General features: G+C 37.0%; 8 protein-coding genes. All 8 read left to right on the top strand.

The window, feature by feature from the left end:
- Nucleotides 1-85: 85 nt before the first annotated feature.
- The 8 genes from ACQKP0_RS04385 to ACQKP0_RS04350 all read left to right on the top strand — a co-directional run bounded on the left by ACQKP0_RS04385 (nucleotide 86) and on the right by ACQKP0_RS04350 (nucleotide 12555).
- On the top strand, nucleotides 86-799 hold the full coding sequence (locus ACQKP0_RS04385) for a hypothetical protein (RefSeq protein WP_427404595.1): 714 nt from the start codon (nucleotides 86-88) through the stop codon (nucleotides 797-799).
- A 261-nt stretch (nucleotides 800-1060) separates the two neighbouring features.
- The gene (locus ACQKP0_RS04380) at nucleotides 1061-1651 is read left to right on the top strand and encodes a hypothetical protein (RefSeq protein WP_427404594.1); all 591 of its coding nucleotides are present in this window, start codon (nucleotides 1061-1063) and stop codon (nucleotides 1649-1651) included.
- A 74-nt stretch (nucleotides 1652-1725) separates the two neighbouring features.
- Complete coding sequence (locus ACQKP0_RS04375; protein ID WP_427404593.1) at nucleotides 1726-5244, top strand: S8 family serine peptidase; 3519 nt, start codon at nucleotides 1726-1728, stop codon at nucleotides 5242-5244.
- A 431-nt stretch (nucleotides 5245-5675) separates the two neighbouring features.
- On the top strand, nucleotides 5676-8357 hold the full coding sequence (locus ACQKP0_RS04370) for an SH3 domain-containing protein (RefSeq protein ID WP_427404592.1): 2682 nt from the start codon (nucleotides 5676-5678) through the stop codon (nucleotides 8355-8357).
- Nucleotides 8358-8703: 346 nt separating this feature from the next.
- On the top strand, nucleotides 8704-9405 hold the full coding sequence (locus ACQKP0_RS04365) for a GntR family transcriptional regulator (protein ID WP_427404591.1): 702 nt from the start codon (nucleotides 8704-8706) through the stop codon (nucleotides 9403-9405).
- A gap of 11 nt (nucleotides 9406-9416) precedes the next feature.
- Nucleotides 9417-10619, top strand: coding sequence for a CaiB/BaiF CoA transferase family protein (locus tag ACQKP0_RS04360; RefSeq protein WP_427404590.1), 1203 nt, complete (start codon nucleotides 9417-9419; stop codon nucleotides 10617-10619).
- Entirely contained in the window at nucleotides 10620-11507 is an 888-nt protein-coding gene (locus tag ACQKP0_RS04355) for a hydroxymethylglutaryl-CoA lyase (RefSeq protein ID WP_427404589.1), read from the top strand. It abuts the gene before it with no gap.
- A gap of 16 nt (nucleotides 11508-11523) precedes the next feature.
- On the top strand, nucleotides 11524-12555 hold the full coding sequence (locus ACQKP0_RS04350) for a DctP family TRAP transporter solute-binding subunit (RefSeq protein WP_427404588.1): 1032 nt from the start codon (nucleotides 11524-11526) through the stop codon (nucleotides 12553-12555).
- Nucleotide 12556: the final 1 nt, after the last annotated feature.

Raw genomic sequence — 12556 nt, 5'->3', positions numbered from 1 at the left:
TTAACAACATGTTAATACAGGTACTCATTATCCATACAACATTGAATCCGCATCCACAATATAAATTAAAAGGGAGGATTTTTTTATGAAAAAAGCAAAAAAAGCGTTATTGGGGACAACATTAGTGGGGGCTTTAGTTGTATCAGCAGGATTTGGAACATATTCTTGGTTCACTTCAGAGACGAATGCAGCTGGACAAATTGCTAACGGAACATTGCAATTAAATAATGGACAAAATATCACTGAAAAAATCATTGATGGAGTCGATTTTGCCCCATCCCAATTAAAGTATGGAGAATGGATGACGATTGATAATACGGGAACACAAGATACACACATTAAAGCAAGCTTAAACCAATCATTAGATAAGGATATTAATATTAAAAAATATAAAGTTGGCTACATCGCTTTGAAATATAAGGAAAAGCCAAGTGGAGATGTTTTGAAAGCTTCGAAAATTAAACTTGAAAAACTATTTGATGGAACGACGAATGTGGTAGCAACATTACAAGAGTCTAATGGTGAAATCGAGGTTGCACCAGGTGTAACTGCAGTTACAGGATTAGTGGGAGAAGATGGAGTAGCAGGTTTTAAAGCTGTTTCTAATAAAGAGTGGATTCTAGGAGATGGAACGGATAAATCATTCTGGCGATTGAAATCTGATCAGTATATCGACATCGTGTTTGCTATTAAACTAGATGAAAGTGCAAACAATGACTATCAAGGTGTGAAATACACAGCAGATTTGAAAGTTCAAGCAAAACAAACAGATGATGGTTCCAAATACGACGGTGAATAAGCGGGTAGGGCAGTCGATCATTCGACTGCCTTCATTTAAAAGGAAAGAAAGTATAAAATTTACTAAGGATATTAGGCATGAAAAGTGTCTGCTGTGTCTAGCTCCAGCGCCTATCGGCTAGCGGATTTCTTTGTCTTCTCCCTACGATAAGTTGACATCGACTCGTACCTCGCCGTGTCTCCTTTATCTCAGTCGAAGACTACGAAATCCGTACACCGATGAGCAAGGCGCTTGCGCATTTCTTAGCAAGGAGCGAGTGGTATGAGAAAACATCACTTTCTAATGATCATTCAGTTCACTTTTTTAATCTATTGCATGTTTTTCTTCATTAGCAAATTTAACACATATGCTTGGTTTACATCAGAAATTAAAGCAAGTGGACAAATTACAAATGCAACAACGAGTGATTTATTATCCATTTCAACTAATGAAATTTCCTATCAAAAGAATTGTACGATTTCTCAGGAAATTGTGATTAAAAACATTTCAAATTTAAACATACCTATTCAATTTATTGATCAAAAGGAACAACTGGATCCCGGTGAAACATTCAAGACGACGATCAATCAGATCGTTTCATGTAACGAGACTGAAATTAACTATCATCTCGTCGGATTAAATCATTATATAGATGAAATGATTCGTGTTCCCCTGGATCAAGCAAAGCTTTTAGCTACAGTTGAAATGAAGCAAGAAACCAATGAAATAAAGGAAGATCCAGAAAATAATTCAATTGAAAATACTGGGACAGAGGATGTTGAGAATCAGGATCCAGTAGAAAACAACAAACAACAATTAAAGCAAGAAGATCCCAATAAGGATGAGGAGCAAGAAGAAACTAGTAATCTATAAAAATTGAATATGGCTAACCGATTACGAGTACTAGAGTAAAGTTTTACAGATTCATAATGGGGTGGGGATAAAACATGAAGCGAAAAAAGCGATCGTTTCCATACAAAATCATTAGTTCAAGCATTTTAGCAGCATTATTAGTCAGCGGCAGCAGCTATACCTTTGCGAGCACAGAAAATCATGATAGTCAGAGCAAGGTGAATGTCGAATCTATTGTTAAAAAGGGTCAGGAAATCTTTATAGAAGAGCGAAACGAAGCAAGTAAAGATGCTGCAAACAAACTAGGGATAACGAAACAAGAAATAAACAAAGCAACCAATAAGCCGTTTGCACCTAAGGACAAAGTAAGGATAATGGTGGAGTTAGTCGATGAACCACTGATGGATACGGAAGCAAATAAATCCGAAGAAACGAAACTATTAAACACACAGGAACAAGTGATAAACCAAATTACAAAAAAAAGAATGAAAACAAAACTGAGACATCAATTTGTTCGAGGTGTTAATGGGTTTAGTATGGAAACTGAATTTCGTAATATGGAAGAAATCAAAAAAATCAAAGGTGTTGCCAATGTAACGATTGCAAATACGTATACAGAAGCGATGAAATCTTCTAAAGGAATGGTACAAGCCCAACAGGTTTGGGAAGAGCTAGGCTATCATGGAGAAGGTATGGTAGTTGGCGTTGTCGATTCAGGTGTTGATTATCGTCATAAAGATATGGTGATGTCAGAAGAAGGTAAAGCAAAAGAAAAGTTAACTGAATCCAACATTAAGAAAAAGCTGGATGCGACTGAAGTAAATGACCGCTGGTATACAGATAAAGTCCCAACAGGCTATGATTGGGCAGACAATGATGATGATGTTCTTCCATATGAAAGCTCACATGGAATGCATGTCTCAGGAACAATTGGAGCAAACGGTGATGAAGACAATGACGGGGTAAAAGGAATTGCTCCTGATGTACAAATTCTTGCAGAAAAAGTGTTTTCTGATCATGGCGGTGGAGCTTATGAGGATGATATTGTTGCAGGAATCAACCATGCAGTTGTAATGGGAGCAGATGTCATTAATTTGAGCTTAGGATCAGATGGCGGTTTTGTTGGTGAAGAGGATGATGCGGTGCAAAAAGCTATCCGACTTGCCACCAATAATGGAGTATTGGTCGTTGCTGCTGGAGGAAATGCTTATTATAGTACGAAAAATAGTAAGCTGCCTTCTTCGACGAAACCTTATGCGGATAACCCAGATATTGGTGTTGTAGGATCACCAGGTGTCAGTCCATATGCCTTGCAAGTGGCTTCCTATGAAAATAGTGTCGTGCATAAGCCAAGTATGAAATTATCAGATGGAAGTGAAATTGCTTTTCAAGAGCCTAGTTATTTAAAATTAGAAAAAACAATTAAACAAGGACAAGATTACCCTCTAGTTTTTGCTGGTAAAGGCGATGCAGAGGACTATAAAAATATCGATGTGAAAGATAAGGTTGTCGTTATTCAACCAACTATAGATTATGGCATGAATTCACATCTTCAATTTAATGCTCAAAATAAAGGAGCGAAGGCAGTCATCATCGCACCGATTGCAGCTTGGGGAGACTATAAGAATTCACTATTTAGTCCGTATGCGATTCCTGCTGTTACAACTAGTATAAAGGATGGCCAAAAGCTTATTGATCAATTACAAAATGGCCAGTCTATTTCCTTGAAGCTGGGCGGAGGACTATGGGTTCAAAATCCCAAACATGATGAAATGTCTGATTTTTCTTCAATGGGTGCTCCACATACACTTGACTTTAAGCCAGAAATTACAGCACCGGGTGGAGGAATCTATTCAACGGTTTTTGACAATCAATATGATGTGTACAATGGTACTTCCATGGCAACGCCTCACGTTGTTGGTGGAGCAACACTTGTCCTTCAATCATTCTATGAAAAAGGCTTACCAAAGAATTTGAATACTGTATTAAAAGCAAAAACCGCTTTAATGAATACTTCAAAAATTGAGTATGATCCAAATACAGGAAATCAAATTCCGTATTCACCGCGTAAACAAGGGGCAGGTATGATGCAAATTAAGAATGCATTACAAACACCTGTATTAGTTGAAAGTAAACAGGCAAGTGCAGAAAGTAAAGGCTCGGTGGCGTTAAAAGAAATCAAAAATCAAATGGCACAATTTGATTTAAATATCGTCCCTCTTTCAAATAAAAAGTCAGAAGATATTGAGTATAACGTTTATTTAGATGTCTTAACTGATGATACAGAATACAAGGAATATGATTTAAATGGAGATGGGAAGCCGGACCGTTCTCATGACTATTTAACGCTATCAAGTAAGCGTGTAAAAAATGCCATCGCATTACTAAATGGGAAAGAGATCAGCAATGAAAAACCAGTAAAGGTTAAAATCGAAAATGGTAAGGCACAAAATTTACATGTAGACATTATTCTACCAAAAGATTTAAGAAAAAATAGTTTTGTAGAAGGATTTGTAAGGTTTGTCCCTGTAAATAAAAATCTACCAGAATTATCGATGCCATACATGGGCTTTTATGGTGAATGGGAAGCGCCGAAAAATATTGATGCACCAGCATGGGATAAGGATGTTTTCCTTGGCTATACCGTACTTTGGAACGACTTGGATGAATTGCCTTTAGGGTATGATCTAAATACGGGGAATTTTGATCTTAGCCGTATTGTTTATTCTCCAAACTCCATTGTTCCGGGGGTATATCCTTCATTTACAGTTTTACGAAACTTAAAAGAAGTGAATCTTTCCGTTGAAAACAGTAAGGGAAAGAAAATTCGTCAGTTAGGGAATTTTAGTGAATTTACTCCTGACGGTAGACCGTGGAAGTTTAGCAAAAATATTATGGCGTACGAAGATTTTGCTATTTCAGGAGAAATGTATCCATGGAATGCAGAGGATGACAAAGGAAATGTTGTTCCAGATGGTGATTATCAAATAGCGATTACTAGTACACTTGACTACAAAGGTGCAAAACCGCAAACAGTGAAAATGCCAGTTAAAATCGATTCCGTCGCACCTACCATTGATAATATTCAAGTGGAACCTGAAGATGGAAAATACAGAATTACATGGGATGCTAAAGACAATCCAGGAGGAAGCGGGTATGACGGTGCGATTCTATATGTCAACGGACAGTATTATTCGTTGCCTCCAAACGCAACTTCCTACCTTTCAAAAGAAGAACCAAAAGGAATTGTCGTTTTAGGTATTGACTGGGCAAGGAATGTAGGCTTCGGCGTATGGGGAGATCCATCCTATATCAATGAAGGGATGCTAATCAGCTATTTAAGCGTATACGGTTCTAATATTAACAAAGATAATCCACTACAAATTAATGGATTTGCGATGAAAAAGGTAAATTGGAACTTTAAAATAGCTGGACCAGACGGTGAAATCGTCGATACATTCGACGTCAATCATCAAGTAGAAATTCACTTGAAATGGGAGCCAAAAGCGGACTTGCCAGATGGAGTCTACACCATCTATACAGAAGCAGAAGATGAAACTGGTTTTCATGTAACGGCTAAACCAAGACAATTTACGGTTAAACAAAAGAAATAGGTTGTAAAATCGCCCTTGACCAATGTTAAGGGCGATTTTTATATGTGTGACGGACACTTTTTCTTTGTGCAAAGTACGGGACGAGGGGTCCCTTGTCCCTCTATAGCCTCACTTCAGAAAATACATTCCATAAAGGAAAACAAAGGGTGATTCTATTTTTTTTTAAAAGCTTCCTAAATTTGATAATAGGTATGGCTATAAATTTCTGACGAATTAGATATTAACCTTAGACATTCTTTTCGAACTTGTCTTCTTTTTTCTCCAAGAATTTTTTGTTTTACATGTTATTTATGGTTTTTCTTACTATAAAAATATGAGAAAAGGACTATATAGGAATCTCGAAATATTATGTTTTTTGACAATTATCGACTTGTGCGAGATATCTATGTGCTAGTATTTATATATACCAATTAATAAGGAAGGTGAGAAACATGAAGAAAGGTGTAATTGTTCCAAGCCTATGCTTTGCAGTTCTTTCTACTGTTGCTTTTGAGAACACGATTCATGCCGCAGAACCTGCTAAAAATGAAATTAAAATAGTAAACGTAAGTCAAGGTTCCTCATTGAATATGCGTAGCAGCGCATCGACTAAGGCCTCAATTATTATGAAACTAGCAAAAGGAACAGAGGTTACAATTCTGTCAGAATCGAATGGCTGGTCAAAAATCAAGGCAAAAGGGAAGACTGGCTACGTAAGTAGTCAATACTTAGTAAAAGCAAAGGGAACTGGAACTACACCAGCTAAAACCGTCATCAAATATGTAGATGTCAAAGCAGGATCCTCGCTTAATATGAGGAGCAGTGCATCCACAAGTGCTGCTATTGTAGTGAAATTAACAAAAGGAACAGAAGTCACAGTATTATCAGAATCAAAAGGTTGGTCAAAGATCAAAGCAAAAGGAAAGACGGGTTATGTAAGCAGTCAATATCTATCAAAAACGAAGGGGAAAACGACTAGTTCAATATCCCAACCCCAAAAAGAGACTACGCCAGCTAAAACTGTTATCAAGTATGTAGATGTCAAAGCAGGATCCTCGCTTAATATGAGGAGCAATGCATCCACAAGTGCTTCCGTTATAGCAAAATTGTCAAAAGGAACAGAGGTCACAGTACTATCAGAATCAAAAGGCTGGTCAAAGATCAAAGCAAGCGGAAAGACGGGTTATGTAAGTAGTCAATACCTATCGAAAACGAAGGGGAAAACGACTAGTTCAACATCCCAACCCCCAAAAGAGACCACGCCAGCTAAAACTGTTATTAAATATGTAGATGTCCAAACAGGATCTTCGCTTAACATGAGGAGCAGTGCATCCGCAAGTGCTGCCATTGTAGCAAAATTATCAAAAGGAACAGAAGTCACAGTACTATCAGAATCAAAAGGCTGGTCAAAGATCAAAGCGAGTGGAAAGACGGGCTATGTAAGTAGTCAATACCTTGCAAAAACGAAGGGGAATACAAGTACAACACCCCAACCACCGAAAGAGACGACACCAGCTGAAACAGTTATTAAATATGTAGATGTAGAAGCAGGATCCTCGCTTAACATGAGGAGCAGTGCATCTACAAGTGCTGCCATTGTAGCAAAATTAACAAAAGGAACAGAAGTCACAGTATTATCAGAATCAAATGGATGGTCAAAAATTAAAGCGAATGGAAAAACTGGCTATGTAAGCAGTCAATTTTTGTCTAAATCTAAGCAAAATACGAATACTGAGCCAAAAACAAAATACGTCAATATTGAATCTGTTTCAGGGATCAGTATGTATACGAAACCATCTACAGATTCTTCGATCATTGTAAATATTGCAAAAGGGGTTCCAGTACTTGTTTATTCGGAATCAAATGGCTGGTCGAAAATACGTGTATATGGAGAAGATGGATATGTGAAAACAGAATTCCTCTCAGAAACGAAGCCAATAGATAATTCAGGAGAAAATAATGGGAATAGCTCTGAAGAAGACCAAAGTATTATCAAATATGTAAATGTAGATCCTGGATCAAATTTAAATATGCGTTCTACTCCTTCAGCACAAGGATCAGTTATTACAAAATTAACAAGAGGAACGGCTGTTAAAGTTCTTTCGGAAGAAAATGGCTGGTCAAAAATCACGGCAAATGGAAAAACAGGATATGTCAGCTCTCAATATTTAATACTAAATATGAATGGTTCAGATCTAAATAATGGTTCAAAAACGTACAATTACAATCAATACAATCTTTCATTAGATAAAATGGTTCAAATTCAAACAGCTGCAAATGCGCAAACAGATAATAAATACCGTACATATATTAGAGAAGATGCTTTGACATTAGACTCCTTAACAAAACCAACGAAAGGAACTGTTAACGGTACTGGTTGGAATGTACGAGGCGGTGCAGGGACAAGTTATTGGATAGTGGGACAAGTATCGAGCGGCAGTTCTCTAAAAATTCTCTCCTCTATCAAAGGATCTGATGGATATACATGGTATGAAGTCGATTATAATAAGACTTGGGTAAATGCGAGTCCTGAAGATATTAAATATTATCTAGATCCAAGCAACTTTATCAACGACTCAATGAAATCTCTGCAGTTTATTAATCTATCAAAATCAACAAACCTTGAAGTAACTGAAGTGAACGATCGAATTCTTTCTGGAAAAGGTATACTAAGTGGGAAAGCAGCAGCATTTATTACTGCTGGACAACAATATAATATCAATGAAATATACTTAATTTCCCATGCGCTACTTGAAACAGGAAACGGGACATCTACCTTAGCTAAAGGTGTTAAGGTGAACGGAAAAACAGTTTATAATATGTACGGAATCGGAGCATATGATGGAGATGCGATAACAGCGGGTGCACAATTTGCTTATAATGCTGGCTGGTTCACACCAGAACAAGCCATTATCGGTGGTGCACAATTTATCGCACAAGGATATATTAATGCTGGCCAAAATACACTTTATAAAATGAGATGGAATCCTGATGGAGCGGTAAAATTAGGTGCTGCAACTCATCAATATGCAACTGACATTGGCTGGGCAGAAAAGCAAATTATCCAAATTCATAATTTATATAGTTTAGTAAGTTCCTATTCTTTAATCTACGAAGTACCAGTTTATAAGTAATTGATTACATGGCCATCTTTAACTATATCTTGGTTAAAGGTGGCTTTTTCATGGTGGGACGCGGGGTTCACTGTCACTTTTATAGTATTTCACTCATCTATTCTCTATACTTATACCTCTTATTCAATAGCCATAAACTTCTCCTTTTAGCTAATAGCAGAATTGAAAACTCGTGTTAGTACTAACACACTTTCACACATTAACTCCAAATTTTTCTTATTGATCCTAAAATGTTCATATAGCTATATCAAAACCCTTTAGGATCAATCTTTAAGACCAACTAATATTAACACATAAAAAGGGTTGACTATTAAAATTATTTTGACTATTATAATAAATATGATTATTGTATACAGTCTACGAAATAGCAAAGAGGGTGATCTCAATCGTTCAGGCTATAAAAAAAGGAACAACTTTAAAAACACAAGTATATGAATATTTGAAAGATCAGATTATTATGCAAGAACTGAAACCTGGTGAGAGACTAATTGAAGAAAAAATATCAGAAGAATTAAAGGTTAGTCGTAGCCCAATTCGTGAAGCTATTAGAATGCTTGAAAAAGACGGATTATTATTGGTCAATTCTTCTGGGGGAGTAACTGTAATTCAACCATCTAAAGAAGATTTTCAATATTTATTTGAATGTAGGGTGGAGGTAGAGCCACTTGCTGCCTATTACGCAGCACAAAGACGTTCTCAAGATCAGCTTGAAACAATAAGAAGTTATCTATTACAAATGGAAAAGATAACTGATTCGAATACTGTAAAAAAAGTTCACGATGCAAACGTTAATTTCCACGAAGCAATAGTTGAGGCGAGTCTAAATCCATTTCTGGTTTCTATGATTACTCAACTTCGCGGAGTGAATAGTTTTTATCGAAAATCATTTTTAGAAGTAAATCAGATTTATTTGGAAGATGCAATGCGAGATCATCAAAGGATATTTCAAGCAATTGTGGACCAAGATGCGGATGAAGCTAAACGTTTAATGAAAGCACATATTGAAAACGATTACACTTCCTTTATGAGGTTTAGTGATCAATCGTAGGAGGGTGACAGATGTCTAAAAGAAAACCACTTGAAGGAATCAAGATCCTTGAACTAGGAAACTTAGTTGCTGCACCATTTGCAGGAAAGATATTTTCCGAATTTGGGGCTGAAGTGATTAAGGTGGAAGAGCCGGCAAAGGGGGATCCACTTAGGAATTGGCGAGTTATGCATAATAATACATCCTTATGGTGGTACGTCCAATCACGTAATAAAAAGTCTATTACTGTTAATATGCGAGATGAACAGGGGCAGAAATTAATAAGAAAAATAGCAGCAAAAGTGGATGTAGTTCTTGAAAACTTTAAACCTGGTACTTTAGAAAGATGGGGCTTAGGGTTAGAAGATCTACGTAAAGTAAATCCATCCATTATTATGACAAGAGTTTCAGGATACGGACAAACCGGTCCATATCGTGAAAAACCTGGATTTGGAAGCGTAGCTGAAGCAATTGGTGGTCTCCGATTTTTAACGGGATATCCGGATTTACCACCTGTACGGGTAGGTATTGCGATAGGTGATCTAGTTGCAGGTTTATATGCAGTAATTGGAACGTTAATGGCACTGCGTGCAAGAGAAACGAACCCTGACAAAAAAGGACAGCTTGTTGATGTAGCACTCTATGAATCTGTTTTTAGTTTACTAGAAGGAATTCTTCCTGAATACGATTTAACAGGATTAGTGAGAGAGAGGACAGGGACCACTCTTCCAGGAATAGCACCGTCAAATACATATGAGTGTGCAGATGGAAACCACGTTGTGATCGGAGGAAATGGGGATAAGATTTTCCAAAGATTGATGACAGCAATAGGGAGAGAAGATTTAGCGAATGATTCGAACTATGCTACTAATCAAGGTAGAGCCGCAAATGTAAAATTCATTGATCATACAATTGAACAATGGACGAAAAAGTATCCACTAAAACATGTTCAGAAGATACTGGATGATGCATCGGTCCCAGTAGGTCCAATCTATGGAATTAAAGAAATTGTTGAGGACGAGCACTATAAAGAAAGAGGAATGTTGCAAGAAGTAGAATTGCCCGATGGAAAAAAGGTATTGGTCCCTGGAATTGTACCCAAGTTATCTGAAACCCCAGGTGAAATAAAATGGAATGGACCAAAACTAGGTGAACACAATGAAGAAATTTTCAAGGAATATATGGATTTTACTTTTGAGGACTTTAAAAACCTAAAAGAACAAGGAGTCATATAGATGACGGATGTGAAAATAATCGATGTAAGCCCTAGAGATGGATTACAAAATGAACCGAATTTTGTACCAACAAATAAAAAGAAAGAATTAATAAAATTACTGCTGCAAGCTGGGTTACAAAATATCGAATCAACTTCGTTTGTCCACCCTAATAAAGTGCCACAAATGGCTGATGCTTCTGGTGTATTAAATGAGGTTAGTACTTTTGAAAAGCTTAAAGCAACTGCATTAATCCCCAATTTAAAAGGATATGAAAGAGCTAGAAAACATTTACTTACTGAAGTGAATTGGGTGAGTTCAGCAACTGAAACCTTTAATCAAAAAAATATTGGTCAAACAATAGATGAAAACTTTAAACAGTTTGAGTTACTTGTCAAACAGGCTAAACATGATGGTATAAAAACATGCTTTTCCATTGCAGTTAGTTTTGGATGTCCGTACGAAGGTATGGTATTAGAAGATCAGGTTTTGAATCTCGTAGAACGAGTGAAAAACGCTGGTGCTGATCGTATAGGTATTGCTGATACAATCGGTATTGCAACACCGGATCAAGTGGGAAGATTAATGAAAAGAGTATTGGAAATATCTAGTGAAACACCGGTTGCCATTCACCTGCATGACACAAGGGGATTGGGATTAGCGAATGCATACTCTGCTTATTTGACAGGAGTCCGCATATTTGAAACCGCTGTATCAGGCATAGGAGGCTGTCCGTTTGCACCGGGGGCAGCTGGTAATTTAGCAACTGAAGATTTAGTGTATTTATTCCACAGGATGAACATTGATACAGGATTAGATTTTGAAAAACTTCTTGATGCTGCAGATTACGCTGCAAGTCTTTCTTCTAAAAATCCACTTGGACGCATCAGGCACGTAGAAAGAAAATAATGAGGGGGTAATAAAGGTGAAAAGAGTGATGAAGTCATTTGTAATGTTAATAATGTCTGTACTTATTTTGGCAGCGTGTAATACATCAAAACTTAAAACTAGTAGTTCCAATGCTAGTGGAGATGGCTATGAAGAAACAACAATTCGTTTAGCATATAATCTACCTCAAGATCATCATATTTCAAAAGGTATTGAGCAATTTGCAAAGGATGTAACCGAAAAGTCCAATGGAGCAGTGAAAATTCAAGTGTATCCTGCAGGTCAGCTACTTAGCGATAAGGATATGAACCAGTCAATATTGACAGGTGGCGTAGAGATGGGAGTAAATTCATCCACACTTTGGGCTAGTACAGTACCAACAATGGGAATTTTTGATGTTCCATATGTATTTACAAATTATGAAGAAGCTGGGGAAGCTTTGAAAGGTGAGTTTGGTGATAAATTACGTCACGCAATGGAGGAGAAAGGTGCGAAAGTACTGATGTTTGCAGATTATGGGTATGCACAATTTGCAAATAACAAACGTCCATTAAAATCACCTACTGACTTCAAAGGATTAAAGATTCGTAGTATTGGAGATATCCCGTCAGAAATGATTAAAGCGTATGGTGCTTCACCAGTATTCATGGGTGGAGGGGAAGTATACATGGCACTTCAACGTAATACCGTAGACGGTGCTACTTCAGGAACAACAGCTATGGTGCAGCGGAAATATGACGAAGTTACAAAATATTTAACAATCAATAATTATGCATACTTGGAATTCATCTTGGCAGTAAACAAGGATTTTTGGGATAAACTACCTGAAAAAACTCAAAAATTATTGACTGAAACAGCAAAAACGACAGAAGATTGGATTCGTTCGCAAGCTAAAATAGAAGATGAATCAACAGCAAAACAGTTAAAAGATAAGGGAATGGATGTATATGTAGTTCCTGAGGAAGATTTACCAATGTGGAAAGAAGCAGCAAAGCCTGCTTGGGATGCATTTTCTAAAAATGCAGGGGATTTAGGAAAAGAATTGTTAGAAATGGTTGATCAGAAGTAGG

Origin of the sequence: Heyndrickxia sp. NPDC080065, assembly GCF_050281185.1 — a bacterium.
GTDB lineage: Bacteria > Bacillota > Bacilli > Bacillales > Bacillaceae_C > Heyndrickxia.
Note: the sequence above shows the minus strand (reverse complement) of the source record. Positions and strands in the feature narration are given on the sequence as shown.

Bases quoted from the DNA above. Each gene is read 5' to 3' on its own strand.
- ACQKP0_RS04380 (WP_427404594.1), top strand. From the start codon at position 1,061: ATGAGAAAACATCACTTTCTAATGATCATTCAGTTCACTTTTTTAATC.
- ACQKP0_RS04355 (WP_427404589.1), top strand. From the start codon at position 10,620: ATGACGGATGTGAAAATAATCGATGTAAGCCCTAGAGATGGATTACAA.
- ACQKP0_RS04370 (WP_427404592.1), top strand. From the start codon at position 5,676: ATGAAGAAAGGTGTAATTGTTCCAAGCCTATGCTTTGCAGTTCTTTCT.
- ACQKP0_RS04360 (WP_427404590.1), top strand. From the start codon at position 9,417: ATGTCTAAAAGAAAACCACTTGAAGGAATCAAGATCCTTGAACTAGGA.
- ACQKP0_RS04375 (WP_427404593.1), top strand. From the start codon at position 1,726: ATGAAGCGAAAAAAGCGATCGTTTCCATACAAAATCATTAGTTCAAGC.
- ACQKP0_RS04385 (WP_427404595.1), top strand. From the start codon at position 86: ATGAAAAAAGCAAAAAAAGCGTTATTGGGGACAACATTAGTGGGGGCT.